Source organism: Citrobacter freundii complex sp. CFNIH4 (genome assembly GCF_002934505.1).
GTDB classification, from domain to species: Bacteria; Pseudomonadota; Gammaproteobacteria; order Enterobacterales; family Enterobacteriaceae; genus Citrobacter; species Citrobacter freundii.
Genome location: NZ_CP026231.1, coordinates 2822641 through 2841214, shown reverse-complemented (window position 1 = coordinate 2841214; position 18574 = coordinate 2822641). Strand labels below are relative to the sequence as shown.

General features: G+C 48.1%; 15 protein-coding genes and 1 pseudogene. 8 read left to right on the top strand and 8 right to left on the bottom strand.

The features are described from left to right. Window positions 1-20: 20 nt before the first annotated feature. The 3 genes from C2U41_RS14650 to C2U41_RS14640 all read right to left on the bottom strand — a co-directional run bounded on the left by C2U41_RS14650 (window position 21) and on the right by C2U41_RS14640 (window position 3901). Window positions 21-1424: an ISNCY-like element ISKpn21 family transposase gene (locus C2U41_RS14650; RefSeq protein WP_001567368.1), complete on the bottom strand. Its 1404-nt coding sequence runs from the start codon at window positions 1422-1424 to the stop codon at window positions 21-23. A gap of 81 nt (window positions 1425-1505) precedes the next feature. Then, a complete protein-coding gene (ypdB, locus tag C2U41_RS14645; RefSeq protein ID WP_103849239.1) occupies window positions 1506-2189 on the bottom strand; it encodes a two-component system response regulator YpdB in 684 nt (227 codons plus the stop codon). Window positions 2190-2203: 14 nt separating this feature from the next. Then, window positions 2204-3901, bottom strand: a complete 1698-nt coding sequence (locus C2U41_RS14640; RefSeq protein WP_003028239.1) for a sensor histidine kinase — start codon at window positions 3899-3901, stop codon at window positions 2204-2206. Between the two features lie 387 nt (window positions 3902-4288). Between C2U41_RS14640 and alaC the strand changes: the two genes are divergently transcribed. Next, window positions 4289-5527 carry an alanine transaminase gene (gene alaC / locus C2U41_RS14635; protein ID WP_003028236.1) on the top strand — a complete coding sequence of 413 codons (1239 nt, stop codon included), beginning with the start codon at window positions 4289-4291 and terminating at the stop codon, window positions 5525-5527. A 65-nt stretch (window positions 5528-5592) separates the two neighbouring features. Here the strand turns inward: alaC and ypdK are convergent, their stop codons facing one another. Continuing rightward, window positions 5593-5664, bottom strand: coding sequence for a membrane protein YpdK (gene ypdK / locus C2U41_RS14630; protein WP_010723117.1), 72 nt, complete (start codon window positions 5662-5664; stop codon window positions 5593-5595). A 343-nt stretch (window positions 5665-6007) separates the two neighbouring features. Here ypdK and C2U41_RS14625 point away from each other — a divergent pair, with 343 nt between their 5' ends. Next, window positions 6008-6625 (top strand): lysozyme inhibitor LprI family protein, encoded by a 618-nt coding sequence (locus C2U41_RS14625; protein WP_032936529.1) that lies wholly within the window; start codon window positions 6008-6010, stop codon window positions 6623-6625. A 41-nt stretch (window positions 6626-6666) separates the two neighbouring features. Here the strand turns inward: C2U41_RS14625 and lpxP are convergent, their stop codons facing one another. After that, window positions 6667-7587: a kdo(2)-lipid IV(A) palmitoleoyltransferase gene (lpxP, locus tag C2U41_RS14620; RefSeq protein ID WP_032936530.1), complete on the bottom strand. Its 921-nt coding sequence runs from the start codon at window positions 7585-7587 to the stop codon at window positions 6667-6669. Between the two features lie 440 nt (window positions 7588-8027). On the opposite strand from lpxP, the gene C2U41_RS14615 reads away from it, so the two are divergent. Further along, entirely contained in the window at window positions 8028-8270 is a 243-nt protein-coding gene (locus tag C2U41_RS14615) for a YfdY family protein (protein WP_003028231.1), read from the top strand. A 106-nt stretch (window positions 8271-8376) separates the two neighbouring features. Here the strand turns inward: C2U41_RS14615 and pgtP are convergent, their stop codons facing one another. Continuing rightward, a complete protein-coding gene (pgtP, locus tag C2U41_RS14610) occupies window positions 8377-9768 on the bottom strand; it encodes a phosphoglycerate transporter PgtP (protein ID WP_003028229.1) in 1392 nt (463 codons plus the stop codon). 415 nt (window positions 9769-10183) lie between these two features. Here pgtP and pgtC point away from each other — a divergent pair, with 415 nt between their 5' ends. The 3 genes and pseudogenes from pgtC to C2U41_RS14590 all read left to right on the top strand — a co-directional run. Next, window positions 10184-11383: a phosphoglycerate transport regulator PgtC gene (gene pgtC, locus C2U41_RS14600; RefSeq protein WP_103790837.1), complete on the top strand. Its 1200-nt coding sequence runs from the start codon at window positions 10184-10186 to the stop codon at window positions 11381-11383. Between the two features lie 11 nt (window positions 11384-11394). Beyond that, window positions 11395-13389 (top strand): two-component system sensor histidine kinase PgtB, encoded by a 1995-nt coding sequence (gene pgtB, locus C2U41_RS14595; protein ID WP_170973537.1) that lies wholly within the window; start codon window positions 11395-11397, stop codon window positions 13387-13389. Beyond that, window positions 13379-14332, top strand: a pseudogene (locus C2U41_RS14590) (sigma-54-dependent transcriptional regulator); the annotation flags it as partial. The gene pgtB and the pseudogene C2U41_RS14590, both read left to right, overlap by 11 nt. Here the strand turns inward: C2U41_RS14590 and C2U41_RS29980 are convergent. Both C2U41_RS29980 and C2U41_RS14580 read right to left on the bottom strand, forming a co-directional pair. After that, entirely contained in the window at window positions 14266-14496 is a 231-nt protein-coding gene (locus C2U41_RS29980) for a hypothetical protein (protein WP_308457701.1), read from the bottom strand. The pseudogene C2U41_RS14590 and the gene C2U41_RS29980 sit on opposite strands and share 67 nt — an antisense overlap. Beyond that, complete coding sequence (locus C2U41_RS14580) at window positions 14478-15458, bottom strand: IS5-like element ISKpn26 family transposase (protein WP_032170067.1); 981 nt, start codon at window positions 15456-15458, stop codon at window positions 14478-14480. Before C2U41_RS14580 ends, C2U41_RS29980 begins: the two co-directional genes overlap by 19 nt. A gap of 25 nt (window positions 15459-15483) precedes the next feature. Between C2U41_RS14580 and C2U41_RS14575 the strand changes: the two genes are divergently transcribed. After that, on the top strand, window positions 15484-17130 hold the full coding sequence (locus C2U41_RS14575) for a hypothetical protein (protein ID WP_233901268.1): 1647 nt from the start codon (window positions 15484-15486) through the stop codon (window positions 17128-17130). After that, window positions 17127-18119: a hypothetical protein gene (locus tag C2U41_RS14570; protein WP_103849261.1), complete on the top strand. Its 993-nt coding sequence runs from the start codon at window positions 17127-17129 to the stop codon at window positions 18117-18119. The genes C2U41_RS14575 and C2U41_RS14570 overlap by 4 nt, the downstream gene beginning before the upstream one ends. Window positions 18120-18574: the final 455 nt, after the last annotated feature.

Here is an 18574-nt window from a genome sequence, read left to right as displayed (position 1 = left end):
TGTCCGGCCAGTGAGTACCATCAGCGGGCTCTTTTACCAAAAATGTCCTCTGAACGTGACTGAAGCTGTTTGAGTGCTTCGAGCATGTCATCATTATCCAGTGAGCGCTGGGATTTCTTCCCTTCCTGCTTTGGCCGTCGTCGGGAAGGGCCATCTCCAGCGGGAATTGACTGAGAGCGCGTGTTATCCCGCTTGCTCTGCACCAGACTGATAAACTCCAGGGTTCGGCCAAGACGCTTGTTATCGACAATCGCGCCCTGGTCGATTTCTGACAGTCGGTCGTAGGTAGAGTAGGGAAGTAGCGTACCGTTCAGGCGCAGCTCTTTTCTGCCATCAGGATAGTGATACACATCGATATATTTACCTATTGCACGGCGACTCAGTTCGCTGTCTTCAATCAGGTACAACATTTTATCATATTGTATCGTCAACGATTTTGAGACTTTACGTTTTTCACGAACAGTGAAAATAAGCCCCAGGTCCTCATCATGTTCTACAGCACGGTGTACGTCAAAATCATGTCGCGGTACTTTGCCAAAACGGCGGTTATAGTCAGCCATATAGGCCTCAGCGAAGTCATTTGCAGCCTCCATTGAACAAATGCCCTGTAACCGCAGCTCTTTGACCAGACGATCCTGTAAAGTGAGGTGAGCTCGTTCTACACGCCCTTTGGCGGGACTGGTTTCTGCACAGATAGTCTGGATGTTCAGTTCATGCATGGCTCGCCCAAACTGAGTATGCCCGTCTCCGCCTGTGGCGTGTTTATTGTTAACACGAAAAACACCGGCTTTATCGCTGTACAGTGCCAGCGGTTTACCATGCTTATCGATATAGCGCCGCGTGGCTTCGAAGTAAGAAAACGTGGACTCCGATTTAACAAACAACAGTTCCATCAGTTTGCTGGTTGCATCATCAACATAGACCAGCGCGGTGCAGGCCGGGCCACGGCCTTCAAACCAGTCGTGATCACAGCCATCTATTTGTATCAGCTCACCAGTACACGGACGCCGGTACCGTGGTTGAGGGATCCTTGCGGCACGTTGTTTACGGGGAACCCATAAGCCAGCCCGCACCATGATGCGCCGGACAGTTTCTTTGCCAAGAAACAGTCCGTGGAGTTCTTCGAGCTTTTCACGCGCCAGAGTCGGACCGAAATCAGCATAACGCGTCTTGATCAGTTCCAGAGCCTGATCTGCGAGCCCGGGTGGCAACTGGCGGTTACCACGCATGCCACATCGTCTGCTGGCCATACCAAGCGGTCCGCCTTCACGGTAACGGGCAAGAAGTCTGCGGCATTGCCTGTCGCTGATACCGAGGTGCTCGGCCGCACGGCGCGTTGTGATGCGACGTTCAATGACGTCCTGTATAATCTTGATCCGGTTGATCTCTTTCAAAGTAAACACTCCTGAGCTTTCTGCGCTCATGATATGCCTCCCGGTAGTTTAAACGGACCAGTGAAGCTTACCATAGCGCGGACATCTGAATTGAGCCACAGGCGGACATTACTATTGAGCCATTACATCTTTTAAGCGCAAAATATAGGTATTGTTAAACCAGGGTTCGATCTCGCGGATTTTATTCAGATTCACGCAGAACGAGCGGTGGCAGCGGAAGAAATGCGAAGCCGGCAGTTTGCTGCAAAATTCGGTGATGTTCATCGGCATCACGTACGATTCGCGCCGGGTGTAGACAAACGTCATCTTTTCATGGGCTTCTGCGTAGTAGATGTCGTTGATCGGGGTCACGATGATCCGCTCATCTTTGATCAGGTTGATCGTATCGTTTTCGCGGGCCACCGGACTGGCGGGCGAAGTTCCCGTTTGCTGCTGTTGCCAGGCGGCTTCCAGCTTTTGCAGCATGCTGACAATGCGTGATTCCTGGTACGGCTTCAGAATGTAGTCAAAAGCTTCCAGTTCGAAGGCTTCAACGGCGTGCTCTTTCCACGCGGTAATAAACACAATAAAGGGTTTATGCGCGAACTGGCTGATATTTTGTGCCAGTAATACGCCGTCCAGCGAGGGAATATTAATATCCAGAAAAATGGCGTCAACGCGGTTGTGCTGGAGATATTTCAGCACGTCCAGACCATCGTCAAACGTGCCGACAATCTCCATCTGGCTGTGCTCTTTTATCAGCCAGCTCAGTTCCTGTTGGGCCAGGAATTCATCTTCAACAATGATGACTTTCACGACTTCACTCCTGGTTAAAGCAACAATGTGGCCGGTGCGGCTGCGGGCGAATGCTGATTCGGTACATAAAAGGCAATCTCAGTGCCTGGCTCCAGACGGCGGATATGTAATCCCTCACCGTAGAGCAGCTTAACGCGATGGTGCACATTCAACAGACCAATTTTATTGCCCGGCATTTCATTGGATTCGACCCGTTCAATCACTTTTGGATCGATACCGTGGCCCGTATCCCGCACGGCTATCCGTACCCGGTTACCACACTCCGCCACGCTGATGGTGACCACACCTTTCCCTTTGCAGGGCTGAATCCCATGGACGATAGCGTTTTCTACCAGCGGCTGAATCAGCAGGCTGGGAATATAACAGCTTACCTCTTCATCGATATCATAAATAACCGTTAGTTTGTCGCCAAAACGCGCTTGTTCGATGGCGATGTAATCCTTGATTTGATACAGCTCTTTTTTGATGTCGATCTGCTCATCGTCTTTTAATTCGATATTGTAGCGAAGATAACGCGACAAATTAAAAATGAGCTGGCGTGCGGTGTCCGGGTTAAGTCGCACCGACGACGAAATTGCGTTCAGGGCGTTAAACAGGAAATGAGGATTTATTTTACTTTGTAGTGCGCGTAGCTCTGCCTTATTTGCCATTTCACGTAGCTGTTCCGCCCGGGAAACTTCAAGCTGAGTCGAGATAATTTGCGACAGGCCAATAGCCATTTCCTGCAGCGAGGAGGTTATCTGGTGGGCGTGACAGTAGTAGATTTTTAGCGTACCGGTGACAACGCCTTTCTCCCACAGCGGGATCACCAGCATGGAATGTATTTCCGGTGTGCGATGCGCTTCATCATTGTTTTTAATGATGATTTTTCCGTAATTGATCGCCTGCTGAGTGGTAGGACTGACGAAATCATCGTTATCACGGTAGTTAAGTTCCCCCACGCCAACGTAGGCCAGAACGTGCTGGGTATTGGTAATTGCGACGGCGTCCGCATGGATGTCATGGCGAATAATTTCGCATACCTGGCGGAGCGACTCGCTGTTAACCTGCCGAAAAAGCGGCAAGGTTTTGTTGGCAATATCCAGCGCCAGCTTGGCCTGCTTTGCGGCGCTGGCCTCTTTCTCGCCCTCCACGCTTTGCACTAGCATGACGATAAAGCCAATGCAGACGCTGCCCAGGATCATTGGGATACCGATTTTTGAGACAATATCCAGTCCCAGTGCGGTAGAGGGGGCCCAGACGACGACGAGGATCATCGTCAGGGATTCGCACAGCATTCCGCCTAAAATGCCAGCTCGCCAGTGCTGCGCTTTAGGGATCTTACGGTTGATCCACCCGGCAATACAGCCTGCCAGAATACTGGTGATAAAACAGGGCAGGGCGGTGACGCCGCCGATGTCGATCAGATAGCGGTGGGTACCCGCGATGAGGCCTGTAATGATACCGACCCACGGACCAAACAGAATCCCCCCTGACATGACCGCGATAATACGCACGTTAACCAGTGAGCCTTCAACCGGTACGCCGGACCAGGTACTGAACAGGGCAAACATTGAGAAAATCGCGGTAACGGCGAGCAGCTCTTTTGGGGAGTGGGCTGATTTGTGCAACAGTTCGCGGAACAGGCGGATACGAATCAGGAAAAACAGACAGAACAGCATCAGTGCTGCCCGGTCAAATACCGCCAGCAGCATATTGAATATTTCGTGCACGGGTGACTCTTGCGCAAGGGTTAAACCTCTATGATAGGTAACCTGGGCCAGGATGACCAGTGCCCACGCAGCCTGTGCCTAATGAGGAAAAACCATAATATTAAAAGGGGATTGTTGCATGATTGTTGTATTTACAATACCTGTCCTGTCAGCGCTGTGTTCAAGGTAATGTATTTAACAACAAAATGTTAAATGATGGTAATTTTAAGCGGGTTGTGAAAATGAATATTTCCTCATTTTACTATGTTGTTCCTCTTTTTTGTCAGGAAAAAATATTTTGTTTTGCCTCTCGACAGAAGGAAATTATTCAGGCTATTTTCTAAACGTGCCACCATCGTGGCAGCGTCGCTCGGACGGTCCGGGCGCTAACGTTAATCTGAGGATATTATGGCTGACTCCCGCCCTGAACGTCGCTTTACGCGTATTGATCGCCTTCCCCCGTACGTTTTTAACATCACGGCTGAACTGAAGATGGCTGCGCGTCGGCGCGGCGAAGATATTATCGACTTCAGCATGGGGAACCCGGATGGGGCCACGCCTCCTCACATTGTTGAAAAACTGTGTACCGTGGCGCAGCGCCCGGATACGCACGGTTATTCCACCTCTCGCGGTATTCCGCGTCTGCGTCGGGCGATTTCCCGCTGGTACCAGGAACGCTATGACGTTGAGATCGATCCTGAATCCGAAGCCATTGTGACCATCGGTTCCAAAGAGGGACTTGCGCACCTGATGCTGGCAACGCTCGATCACGGTGATACGGTCCTCGTACCCAACCCAAGTTATCCCATCCATATTTATGGCGCGGTGATTGCCGGCGCGCAGGTACGATCTGTGCCGCTGGTCGAAGGCGTCGATTTCTTTAATGAGCTGGAGCGCGCGATTCGCGAAAGCTATCCGAAACCGAAGATGATGATCTTAGGTTTCCCGTCGAACCCGACGGCACAATGCGTCGAGCTGGAGTTTTTCGAAAAAGTTGTGGCTCTGGCTAAACGCTATGACGTGCTGGTGGTTCACGACCTGGCCTACGCTGATATTGTTTATGACGGCTGGAAAGCGCCGTCGATTATGCAGGTACCGGGCGCTCGCGATGTCGCAGTTGAATTTTTCACCCTGTCGAAAAGCTACAACATGGCGGGCTGGCGTATCGGTTTTATGGTGGGCAATAAAACGTTGGTAAACGCGCTGGCGCGAATTAAGAGCTATCACGATTACGGAACCTTTACACCGTTACAGGTTGCGGCCATCGCCGCGCTGGAAGGCGATCAGCAGTGCGTGCGAGATATTGCAGAGCAATATAAACGTCGTCGTGATGTGCTGGTCAAAGGGCTGCATGAAGCTGGCTGGATGGTCGAGGTGCCAAAAGCCTCGATGTACGTTTGGGCGAAAATTCCAGAGCAATACGCCGGGATGGGGTCACTTGAGTTTGCCAAGAAACTGCTGAACGAAGCGAAGGTATGCGTTTCACCGGGGATTGGGTTTGGTGATTATGGTGATACGCATGTGCGTTTTGCGTTGATTGAAAACCGTGACCGTACCCGCCAGGCTATTCGCGGTATCAAAGCAATGTTCCGCGCAGATGGCCTGTTACCGACCAGTGCAAAATCGACTTCTGAAAGTACCGACTGACCGAATGTTCCCCCAAAATGCAAACAGGAGCCTTATGGCTCCTGTTTTTTGCTGCGTCTTTTAATTTAGATCATCAGGGCGAAAGTACCGGCCCAAACGATGACCATAAAAGAAATGCCCATAAAGAAATATTTCACTTTTCATCTCTCCGCATACCTTGGGTATGTCTAAATGAACATATGCTTACCTGACAGAGAGCTGATGCACGCATAAACGAAATGGAGAATTCCCCTCGTTTACTTGGCTGCATCACCTCAGAATTCTGAGCTTTAATGCTCCAGACGGCGCTAATGTACGCCTAAAAATGAGGTGAGACAAGAGGCATTTTTTTATTTAATTTTAATAACTTACAAGTGTCGTGATTCGGCGACAGTTTAATTTCTCTCGGTAATAAATTGCTATTGAGCGACGGAATGCTTACTCGGATAGTTCTCATATCGCCATGATGTTAATGCGGTTAATTTTTCGCGGAATTTAATAATGAAAAGGTTAAAAATGACCAGGTTAATGATGTTAGCACTCGCTCTTACGCCGTTGACGTCGATGGCGGCTTCGCCGCTGGCGTTCAATTTCAGCTGCGCAAGTATTGGTGGTGTGAATAGTGATGGTAAAGGCAATGTCTGGATCGATGGCGCGAAGGCGACGGTGAAGGCTTTCGATGAAAACTATTGGGAGGCGACAAGTGGTAAAAATACCGTTTCTATCTCCCGCAAAGATGACGGAAATCCGGACGTATCCTGGACTGGACCTAATCGTAAGCACGGGGTTTGCCTGCCGGAGGACAATATTGATTACTCTCCAGCGAAAAAATCGACCAACGCTGGTCCGTCTTACTCCTGCTCTGCTGTTCAAAAGGGAAGTGCGGAAGATATTATTTGCCAGAGCCCATCGCTCTCTGCAATGGATCTGAAATTGAACGAAATTTTTAAACAGGCACTGGCTAAATCGAAGAATGATCCGATGTTAAAAGCAGAGCAGCGCGGTTGGATCAAAGGACGCAACGAGTGCTGGAAGGAGAAGGATGATGAGCCAGCCTGCATTGCCCGAAGCTATAGCGAACGAATGACTGAACTCCACAATAAATGGGGCGTGAAGTAATTCAGCCGTAGAAAAAAAGAAAGGCCTTGCGGCCTTTCTTTTCAGATATACAACGAGGCTTCACCCATCGGGCGCGTTTTGAAGCGACGGTGGATCCAGAGATACTGCTCGGGCGCGCGCATGATCTCTTTTTCGATAATTTTATTCATATAGGCCGCTGCCTGGCACTCATCAGCCGGGTAACCTTCCATTTCAGGCGTGATGAACAGGCGATAACCAGAGTTATCTGCTTTTCTCACCATGGTTACGGTCAGCATCGCTGCACCCGACAAACGCGACAGCACGTAGGTACCGTTGGTGGTTGCCACATCTTTGACGGCAAAGAAGGGGGCAAACGAGCTTCCTTTACGACCGTAGTCCTGATCGGGGGCAAACCATACGGCTTCTCCTTTTTTCAGAGCGCCGACAATACCACGCAGATTATTTCTGCCGATCATCGCCTTGTTGGAGCGCATACGACCGCGGGTTTGGATCCACTCCATCAACTTATTGTTGTGCGGGCGATAGGTCGCCATCATTGGCTGACAAAGCCCCATTACGCGGCCACCCAACTCGAGCGACATAAAGTGTACGCCTACAACCATCACGCCACGATTTTGCAACTGGGCGCGTTTCAGGTTGTCCAGTCCTTCTACATCAAACCATTTACGCACCCGACGGTCCGGCCAGAACCAGGCCATACCTGTTTCAAGTAGCCCCATGCCGAGTGAACGGAAATTCTCATCGACCAGTTTGTCTCTTTCTTCCTGCAACAAATTTGGGAAACAGAGTTCGAGATTTTTACGTGCAATAGATTCACGGCGTTTTAAAAATGGACGAGCCAGCGTTCCTGTACGGGTACCAAGAAAACACAATACGGGATAGGGAAGCTGTACCAGTAACCAGAGCACTCCAACACCAAACCACGTGAGCCAGTAGCGCGGATGCAAAAACGCGCGTGAAAATTTACATTGGGGGAACATAAGCACCTGTTGTTGATACGAAATAGATGTATCGCGAAGATTCTTTGTCTTTCGCTTTACCCTCTGTACTGATCGTTAGGCCGCCATGAACGACATTGGTTCCTGTAAAGAGTGTAAAACTGAGTCAGGACAAAACCACGAGGGGGCATGAATGATCGGACGCACAATGTACACCCGAAAATTAATGTCAGCCAGAAATAATTACTCAAGATTCGTAAATGTTTTTAAGGCGATTAAGAACAAAAATTAACCTATATATAATCCGTTGTTTTTATGCAGATTAAATAAATGTCTGCCCGAGAGAGTAATAGTATGCAGGTGAAGGATTTTTGTAACTAAGATGTTGCTGAAATTGCACGAGGATAGGAATTGTCTTAGAATATAAAGTTAAGGGAGTGTAAGGACTTACGTTAAGTTTACGGCAAACAGGAGGTATCGCTATGCTCTATTTCTGGATCTTTCTCGCTCTGAGCATTTTGTGCGTCAGTTGCTATATCTGGCAGGTTATGGGCGCTGCGGCGTCAATCAGCGCTTTTCTCGGCATGGCCATCCTTACGGCATTAATTTACTTTTTTACTATGCGATTGACCAACGGTAACGAAATGGTAACCGGGTTATTCCTGTTTCTTGCTCCTGCTTGCGGTTTGATTATTCGCTTTATGGTGGGTTACGGTAAGCAATAATTTGGAATGTTACGTTTAGCAATAAATTATCACGTTGAGCTTTTTTATTTATCTGAGTTATTGAAGTGCCAGCATCGCTGGCACTTTTTTGTGAGAGCGAAATGAATTACCGGGCATCCGCCAACTGGAGTGAGGCTTCCTCTTGCTGAGCATTTTTTCGCTGCTGTTCGAGCTCCAGCGCGCCACGATGAGAGAGGTAGCAAAACAGGATGCAGCAGACAATCCCACCCATCAACAGATAGAATCCGCCATGCCATCCCATTTTGTCGACCATTACGCCAAACAGGCTGGTTCCCAGCGACGCGCCAAAAATGTAGCTCATAAATCCGCGTAAACCTACCGCTGACCCCACTGCGAAGCTGGGGACGATTTCCATCGTCTGAACAGAAGCGAGGAACTGTGGAACATAGATCAGGCAACCCACAATGGCGGCAAAAATAGTGACCATCAGCAGGGATTCACTTTTCCAGTAGCCGATCAAACAGACGAAAATCAGCGCCATACAAATCATGGCCAGCGGCATGCGACGGCCTTTAAACAGTTTATCGGTAAGCCAACCCGCCAGTAATGTGGAAGGGATTGCCGCCCATTCAAAAAACAGAAAAGCGATGCTCATTTGCTCTTTCGAAAAATGTTTTTCGGTTAACAGATAAATAGGCAACCAGCTAATCATGCCAAAACGCACCATATAGACGAAGACATCTACCAGTGAAACATACCAGGCATTCTTATTACGCAGCACATAAGTGCAGAAGATCTGGAAGGCACTCATATTTTCTGGCGCCTGGACAGCGTGTCGGGAATTTAATACGACTTTTTCTTCCGGCATCATTTGTTCCAGAGCCGGTAAGCCTTCCTGGCGTGGTGAACCTTTCCCCAGCATTAGCACAATAAAAGCGAACAGGACGGCCACACCGGCCGGAACAATATAGCTGGCACTTTGCCAGTGCTCGCTCCCCAAAATGGCAAAGGCGGCACCCACGATCGGGGCAACAATACCACCGCCAACATTGTGAGAGATATTCCAGAATGCGCCAACGCGTCCACGTTCTTTACGCGGAAACCAGTTGGCAATGGTAATAAATGAAGGGCCAACGCCCATACCCTGGAACAAACCATTGAAAACGACCAGAGCGGCAAAAATCCAGAATCCGGTACTGAATCCTAAACCGACGTTTACAATGGCGCACAGAATCAGGCCGCATGCCATAAAGACCTTAGGGCTGGCCTTGTCTGCCAGGCTGCTCATAATGCCTTTACTGATCCCATAAGCAATAAGCATGCAGCTGCTGAGTAGACCAATTTGTGTGGCACTGAGATCCAGATGTTCCTTCAGGTACGGTGTTGAGAGCGTGAAGTTATTGCGCACAATATAGTACGCAAGATAGCCAAGAAATACGCTGAGTAATGCCTGAATGCGGTATCGGCCATAAGTTTCCTGGACTTTCTCCGCCGGGACTTTATTTGCCGCTGGCCCTGCTTTAAATATTGATAACATATCATCACCTAAATTTATATTGATGTGAATATCAGGATTTTTCGCAGTGAAGAGTGAAATAGACGGCAGAGAAACTCAAGTTGATGAAATGAGTCACTATTGACACAATTTGTGGATTGCGTGGCTGATTTTGACTCTTTTTAAATAATGGATTTTAAATTCTATTCTTTTACGGACGTTTTTATCATCAGCGTGTGCGGATATTAACAAATTCAGGCTGCATTTTCGGGTATTCTTTACCGATGCCGTCACTTTCCGTTTGGTTATTCTACGAATAACCTTATTCTTCACTCTGGCAGTGATAAACGGGTAAGTTTTGTCTCAATATTATTTTTTGCACATGTTGGTATTTATGAACGGGATCACAAACAGACTTTTGGACCGGGGGCGTTGTTGGGCGGTCTCGCTCTGTTTTATGTCGCTGTCGGTGAGTTGTCTGGCGCAGGGTAAAGAGCTGGTAATGGCAACAACCTTTTCACCGGGGGCAACGGCCTGGATTATTCAGCGTTGGCAGACGGAACCGGGGTCGGTGATGATTCGCACATTAAACCGGACCAGCAGTTCACTGGAACAACTGCTTGATACTGCCAATGCGGAGAACGTCGATTTGATTTTGACCTCGTCGCCCATGCTGTTGCAGCATCTTCAGGAGCATCAGAAGCTGGCGCCCTTCGATAATGTGCTGCCGGAAAGCCAGCGGCTGGTGCCGGACTCGATTCGTTCTACCTCCGTGGCTGTTGCGATATCTGGTTTTGGCCTATTGATTAACCGTTCTGCGCTGGCGGCGCGTCATTTGTCGCCTCCTGCTGACTGGGGGGATTTAACGCATCCTAAATATCAGAACGCTTTGTTAATGAGTAGCCCGTCGCGTTCCGATACCAACCATCTGATGGTTGAGTCGTTGCTACAGCAAAAAGGGTGGGAAGAGGGCTGGGCGACATTACTGGCGAGTGCTGGAAATCTGGTGACGATTTCATCACGCAGTTTTGGCGTAGCCGACAAAATTAAGAGCGGCCTTGGCGTTGCGGGGCCGGTCATTGATAATTATGCTAACTTGTTGCTTAACGATCCTCACCTGGCGTTTACCTATTTTCCACGCTCGGCAGTATCGCCAACCTATGTTGCTGTTCTCAATAACAGCCAGCACCCCAATGAAGCGCGTCGTTTTATCCGCTATTTGTTAAGCCCGGAGGGACAGCGGATCCTTGCGGATGCTAATACGGGGAAATACCCGGTAACGCAGCTCGCATCTGATAATCCCCGCGCTGCTCAGCAGGCTATTTTAATGAACCAGCCTGCGCTTAATTATCGGCTGATCCTTAAGCGGCAACAGTTGGTGCAGCGGATGTTTGATACCGCAATCAGTTTTCGTCTTGCGCAACTAAAGGATGCATGGCGGGCGCTATACAGTGCGGAAGCTCGCCTGAAACGCCCGCTACCCGAAATCAGAGCCTTACTGACCAGCGTTCCGATAGATGCCAAAAGTAGTGAAGATGAAGCCTGGCTTGCGCAGTTTGATAATAAAAGCGTTGCCGAACAGCAGATGATGGAGTGGCAGCTCTGGTTTCTTAAAAATCAGCGTCAGGCGATATCAAAACTGGAAGAATTAAAATGAAAGGTGGATCGATACTGCACCGTCTGCGTCAGCTCAGCATCAGCAGCAGTCTGCGAGGAGCCTTTCTGACGGGCGCATTACTGACGTTGAGCGTAAGCTGCGTCAGTTTGTACTCCTGGCATGAGCAGAGCTCGCAGATACGCTATTCGCTTGATGATTACTTCCCGCGCGTGCATTCCGCTTTTTTGATTGAAGGGAATCTCAACCTGGTTGTGGACCAGCTTAATGAATTCCTGCTGGCTCCCAATACGACGGTAAGGCTGCAACTGCGCAATCAGATAATCTCGCATCTGGATAAAATCGAAGTGCTGAGCAGGGGGTTACAACCAGCAGAACAGCAGCAGCTGGCGGTGATTTTGCAAGACAGCCGGGCGCTGATGGCAGAACTGGACCGGGTGCTCTACAACATGTTCCTTGTACGCGAAAAAGTGAGCGAACTTTCCGCGCGCATTGATTGGCTACATGATGATTTTACTACTGAGCTGAATTCACTGGTGCAGGATTTTACCTGGCAGCAGGGGACGTTGCTGGATCAAATCGAGGCCAAAAATGGTGATGCGGCGCTGTATCTCAAACGTGCCCGAGAGGTGCAAAACGAGCAGCAGCAGGTTTACACCCTGGCAAGAATTGAAAACCAGATCGTTGATGATTTACGCGACAGGCTTAATGAACTGAAATCGGGCAGCGACGACGGAATGCTGGTGGAGAATCACATCCGCTACCTGGAAAATCTGAAGAAAACGGCGGATGAAAATATCCGTACCCTTGATGACTGGCCCAGCACTATCACACTGCGACAAACTATCGATGAGCTGCTGGAAATCGGGATGATGAAAAATAAAATGCCCGATACCATGCGCGATTATGTCGCCGCGCAAAAAGCGCTCGTTGATGCCAGCCATGCCAGAGAGGCCACACTTGGGCGCTTTCGAACACTGCTTGAAGCGCAACTGGGGAGTAGCCATCAGCAAATGCAGACGTTTAACCAACGGCTGGAACAAATTGTTCGTGTCAGCGGTGGACTTATCCTGCTGGCGACGCTGCTGGCGCTACTTCTCGCCTGGGGGCTTAATCACTACTTCATTCGTTCGCGTCTGGTGAAACGTTTTACTGCGCTCAACCAGGCCGTGGTGCAAATTGGTCTTGGCAGAACGGATGCCACTATCCCGGTATATGGACGCGATGAACTGGGGCGTATCGCAGGCTTGCTGCGCCATACTCTGGGCCAGTTGAGCGCGCAAAAAAATCAGCTGGAGCAGGAAGTGACCGAGCGCAAAGAGATTGAATCCGATCTTCGCGCAACGCAGGATGAGCTGATCCAAACCGCAAAACTGGCGGTGGTCGGCCAGACTATGACCACGCTGGCGCACGAGATTAATCAACCGCTGAATGCGCTGTCGATGTACCTGTTTACGGCGGGGAGGGCAATTGAACAGGGGCAATCCGCTCAGGCCAGAAGCACATTAACCAAAGCGGAGGGACTGATTACTCGCATTGATGCCATTATCCGTTCGCTGCGTCAGTTTGCGCGCCGAGCCGAGCCAGGTACGCCTCTGCATCCGGTCGATCTCCGACAAACGTTCAATGCTGCCTGGGAACTGTTGTCCATGCGGCATAAGCCACAGCAGGGTACGCTGACGCTCCCAGATCGGAGCGTGTGGGTGGCTGGTGATGAAGTGCGTATTCAGCAGGTGCTGGTAAACGTCCTGGCAAATGCGCTGGATGCCTGTCCGGTAGCGGCGAAAATAGATGTTCACTGGCAGGCCGAAGGCAGCCGGTTGTGCGTATTTATCAGCGATAACGGCCCCGGCTGGCCTGGGGCATTATTACCATCACTGTTAAAACCGTTTACCACCAGTAAGGATGTTGGCCTCGGTATTGGCTTATCGATTTGTGTATCGTTAATGATGCAAATGAACGGCGAACTGCGCCTGGCGTCAACCCCGGGGCGCAATGCCTGCGTCGTTCTGCAATTTAATCTGACGGATGTAAACGATGTTGAGTGATGAATATTCTGTTCTGCTTATTGATGATGATGCCGATGTTCTCGACGCTTACACCCTGTTGCTTGAACAGGAGGGATATCATGTATTCGCATGCAGTAACCCTTTTGATGCCCGAAATTGGTTGCAGGCCGACTGGCCAGGGATTGTCCTGAGCGATGTGTGTATGCCTGGCTGTAATGGAATCGACCTGATGACGTTGTTTCATCAGGATGACAATCAGCTTCCGATTCTGTTGATCACCGGGCATGGCGATGTTCCGATGGCGGTGGACGCGGTGAAGAAAGGGGCGTGGGACTTTCTGCAAAAACCGGTTGATCCTGGCAAACTGCTGGTGTTGGTAGAGGATGCATTGCGTCAGAGAAAATCTGTGATTGCACGTCGTCACTATTGCCAGCAAAAGCTACAAGTTGAACTGGTCGGCTACAGTGACTGGGTTAATCAGTATCGCCAGCGTTTACGGCAACTGGCGGAAACGGATATTGCCGTCTGGTTTTATGGCGAGCCGGGAACCGGGCGTATGACCGGGGCCCGTTATTTACATCAACTTGGGCGCAGCGCTGAAAGCGCGTTTATTCGCGGTGAATTGACGCCCGGGAACTCTGAACAACTCAATGACCTTATTGCCCAGGCGCAAGGGGGAACGCTGGTTCTGAGCCATATTGAGTGCCTGACGCGTGAACAGCAGCACCATCTGGTGCATTTGCAAAGCCAGGAGCGACGTCCGTTTCGCCTAATTGGCATTGGCGCCACTTCGTTGGTGGAACTGGCGGCAACCAACCAGATTGTGGCCGAACTCTATTACTGTTTTGCGATGACGCAAATTGGTTGCCAGCCGTTGTCTCAGCGCCCGGATGATGTTGAACCGCTGTTTCGCCATTATCTGCAGAAAGCCTGTCTGCGTCTGAACCATCCTGTACCTGAGATTGACGGGGAATTACTAAGGAAGGTGCGAATAAGCAGGTCATTTCTTCCCAAGCTGACTCGCTGATTAAAATTTCGCGGATCTGGGCCGATTTTTTTCCCGCAAACACATCGAATCAGCCTATTTAGGCTATTTTTTCCACCATTTCTGGCGTTATTTCCGGTTTTTACTGAGATCTCTCCCACTGACGTATCATTTGGTCCACCCGAAACAGGTTGGCCAGGGTGAATAACATCGCCAGTTGGTTATCGTTTTTCAGCAGCCCCTTGTATCTGGCTTTCACGAAGCCGAACTGCCGCTTGATGATGCGAAACGGGTGCTCCACCTTGGCACGGATGCTGGCTTTCATGTATTCGATGTTGATGGCCGTTTTGTTCTTGCGCGGATGCTGCTTCAAGGTTTTTACCTTGCCGGGACGCTCGGCGATCAGCCAGTCAACATCCACCTCGGCCAGCTCCTCGCGCTGTGGCGCTCCTTGGTAGCCGGCATCGGCTGAGACAAATTGCTCCTCTCCATGAAGCAGATTACACAGCTGATTGAGGTCATGCTCGTTGGCCGCGGTGGTAACTAGGCTGTGGGTCAGGCCACTCTTGGCATCGACACCAATGTGGGCCTTCATGCCAAAGTGCCACTGATTGCCTTTCTTGGTCTGATGCATCTCCGGATCGCGTTGCTGCTCTTTGTTCTTGGTAGAGCTGGGTGCCTCAATGATGGTGGCATCCACCAAAGTGCCTTGGGTCATCATGACGCCTGCTTCGGCCAGCCAGCGATTGATGGTCTTGAACAATTGACGGGCCAGTTGATGCTGCTCGAGCAGGTGGCGGAAATTCATGATGGTGGTGCGATCCGGCAGGGCGCTATCCAGGGATAATCGGGCAAACAGGCGCATGGAGGCGATTTCGTACAGGGCATCTTCCATGGCACCGTCGCTCAGGTTGTACCAATGCTGCATGCAGTAAATACGCAGCATGGTCTCCAGCGGATAGGGCCGTCGGCCATTGCCCGCCTTGGGATAAAACGGCTCGATGACAGCGGTCATATTCTGCCATGGCAGAATCTGCTCCATGCGGGAGAGGAAAATCTCTTTTCGGGTCTGACGGCGCTTAGTGCTGAATTCACTATCGGCGAAGGTGAGTTGATGGCTCATGATGTCCCTCTGGGATGCGCTCCGGATGAATATGATGATCTCATATCAGGAACTTGTTCGCACCTTCCCTAGACGAATAAAACATAAGCAATGGTTCTTAGCTGGCGACAGTGTAACATCCATTGCTTTAAAAACAAGGAGCCAATTAACGGTTGAAGAAGAACCAAATTATCTTTGGTTAGAGAATGAAATTATCAATAGGTTGGTAGGCCATATTGAACTTGCATTCAAAGCCGGTGATTTCAAGCTCGGGTTGGATCTCATCAGTCTATTCTCATCTCGTATATTAACTTATGCACAACAGTTTCAGTTCGATATTGGTATACGTGAACTTCGGAAAATGAAGACGATCATTGAAAAAGCCTTTACACCGTCTGATGTCGTTAATTATTTTGAGGAAAAGGTGATAAAAGTTGGAATTGCGGATGCATGGGCTGCATTAGGCAGCAATCTTTGCCTTGAAATGTTACGCCGCATGATTACTTTTGAGAAAGAATTGGAGCAGTTCTTTAAAGATGATATCTGGACAGAGACCTCTCTACACACTTTGCCTGCTTTTCTGCAGGTTGAGTTGGCCTTTATCGTAGAACGTATCGAATTCGAAAAAGAGATTGAAGGACAGAGATTATCCAAACCAAAGTACGTCCAGCAGTTGGCGGTTCAGAAGTTATTACAACAATATTCTAAAATTCTGCCAGAAGTATGCGATTTTCACGTAAACATGGTTCCAGATTTCGTTAACTCACTGATAAAAATGAAGATGCCGGAAGCCGCAACGCAAGTCGTTCTCGCTAGCCTACATAATCATTTGAAGTTTCCCCATTGGTTTAATGAACTTTCTCTGCTCTTGGAGAGATACAGAAAGTACGAGCACTACTCTGAAAAGCTATACGCATTACCAGAAATTAATATTGCTGAAATGCTCAAACAGTTTGTCGTTACACAGGATGAAGCTATAGCTATTCTTGGTAGGGAGGAAATTGTGGGACATATCATTGAACAAGAGCAAGATGATGAACTACCGGATCATTTTGGACAGATATATTTTGAGTTGGCTGAGGAATGTATACATGCGCTTGAACAGAATGATGAAAATAAACTGAGCAAGGTATTCCCTATGTTCATGGTTCTCTCATTGCTGGCATCAGATACCAAATTTGTAGATCCGAAACTCGATATAAACAACGAGTTTCGACTGCATCTCCTTTCATCCGCGATCAACGACCTGATGTCAGTTCTAGGTTTTGCTATCCTTTACAGTGCTTATTTCGATAATGCAAAACTATCTAAAACAGTACTTGATAGGTTTAAGTCTTGGCTCGAGTCTGTTCCCAACAAACAGCAGTATTTGAAGAGAATGATGATTCTTTCAAATCCGCGCAATTTCAGCTTGTGCGCATCACCGAGAGATATGATTCGTCTTAACTGGAAAATGGAATTTGAGCGCCGCGCAAGACATGATGGCTTTAGCGATCAAATGGGTATGAATAGAGGGAAATCTCATACGAACAAAGTTGTCAGAGAGTTCTTAAACTCCCATTCAGATGCATCGCATCTCTTTTGTGCTCTCGAAATTTTCCCGCAACTCGAGCAAATTGACTTCAAGATCGATTACCATGTTAGTGAGTTGGCTCGTCGTTTTGGCGTGGAATACGATAAGGATTTTGAATGAAAATTATCAAGAATATACCCCTTTACGATTATAGCGTCGATCCTGAGCAATTAAGTTTTGTTGATAGACTATTGACCAAGTCTAAGAATGAACGGCCAGGTTTCTATCAAAGGATGTTTTATGAGGATTTTGCTAGAGTTTTTAATTTTGTAAATCACGGTGATACCAATTTGTTTCAAGTCGAAACTAACGACGAAGAACTCACACGTAAAATGTTTGGAAATTTACAAGCTAGATATAGGAAATACTCGGTAGATGAAACAATACGTGAATTGGTGGAGGCAGTAGCGCAATCGTTGATTTGGCAAGGAACGGCATACTATTTTGTTCAAAACGTTCCTGAGCAAGAAAAAATACATATTACTCCTCTCGTTTCTGATAATATATTTTGTTTTTTTTCAGTGTATTTTCAGTATGTGCCGAAACGGTGTGAAAGATATTTAGAACGGGATCATGAGATGCTTCCAAGAGAATTAAGAATCTTGGATAAAAACAAACTAATGCGTTTCGAAATTCCTAGGTCCTTAAGGCGGATGTTGTCTGAACAAAATCGGACTTTAAAGATCATTGACAAGCATCAATTTGGTGTTACTAATTTTTATCCTCAAGCAACATACGAAAATCCTAACCCGAAAAGTCACTTTGATTTTAGCATTTGGAAAAATACGCAAGAGCAAGCATTATTCCGAGCTACGAGGAAAACCGGGTGGAATGGTAGAAATTATGATTCATCAAAATGTTCTGATTTCTTCCATTACTATCGTCTTATTCGATTTAGACGGAATCAACTTATTTTACGTGATTATATATTGTTGCAATTAGGTAAAGAGCTCACAAGGGTAGGTCACCGATATAATGAGGACTTTAATGTTGTGATTTCACCAACAAGTGTTTTGCCTCAAATCGATAAACTAGATGAGATGGAATCATTACTTTCTAGGGAGGAAATAGATTTTACTGAGGTGTCGGATTACTATTACGAACGTTGAGCTTAGAAAAGTAACTATCGAACATTTAACACTATCATTTCGTTTCAATCTGGAGACTTATGGTGAACGTGCCCACATTTCGCTCAGAGCAGACTGTCAGATTCAATCGTACCTTTTAAGTTGATAACGCAATTTTGCGTTATGCTTGTTTTTTGGATGGAGATGTATTTATCTCATTGATTTATATATAAATATAACGTTTATGTTGTTAGTCGTGCACGGTAAAGTTCTAGTATATGTCTCAGAATCTTCTTCAATACCTCAGGTATATTAAATGGTTAAAAGATAAAAAGCCTTTCAGAGTCGTGCTTACGCGCTCAAATTTCATGGTTGGGGATTTATACGTGTATTCAACCCAAAAAGTGACTGAAAAAGTGCTTACAGAGTGACGTTACGTTGACGTTGTTTTCTGGTGATCTTTGCTCAGTAGTTGTTATTATATGTTTGATTATTAT

Coding starts and splice junctions, on each gene's coding strand:
- pgtP (WP_003028229.1), bottom strand. CDS start 9,768: ATGTTATCAATATTTAAAGCAGGGCCAGCGGCAAATAAAGTCCCGGCG.
- C2U41_RS14650 (WP_001567368.1), bottom strand. CDS start 1,424: ATGAGCGCAGAAAGCTCAGGAGTGTTTACTTTGAAAGAGATCAACCGG.
- C2U41_RS14615 (WP_003028231.1), top strand. CDS start 8,028: ATGCTCTATTTCTGGATCTTTCTCGCTCTGAGCATTTTGTGCGTCAGT.
- C2U41_RS14580 (WP_032170067.1), bottom strand. CDS start 15,458: ATGAGCCATCAACTCACCTTCGCCGATAGTGAATTCAGCACTAAGCGC.
- pgtC (WP_103790837.1), top strand. CDS start 10,184: ATGTCGCTGTCGGTGAGTTGTCTGGCGCAGGGTAAAGAGCTGGTAATG.
- C2U41_RS14625 (WP_032936529.1), top strand. CDS start 6,008: ATGAAAAGGTTAAAAATGACCAGGTTAATGATGTTAGCACTCGCTCTT.
- lpxP (WP_032936530.1), bottom strand. CDS start 7,587: ATGTTCCCCCAATGTAAATTTTCACGCGCGTTTTTGCATCCGCGCTAC.
- alaC (WP_003028236.1), top strand. CDS start 4,289: ATGGCTGACTCCCGCCCTGAACGTCGCTTTACGCGTATTGATCGCCTT.
- C2U41_RS14570 (WP_103849261.1), top strand. CDS start 17,127: ATGAAAATTATCAAGAATATACCCCTTTACGATTATAGCGTCGATCCT.
- C2U41_RS14575 (WP_233901268.1), top strand. CDS start 15,484: ATGAATATGATGATCTCATATCAGGAACTTGTTCGCACCTTCCCTAGA.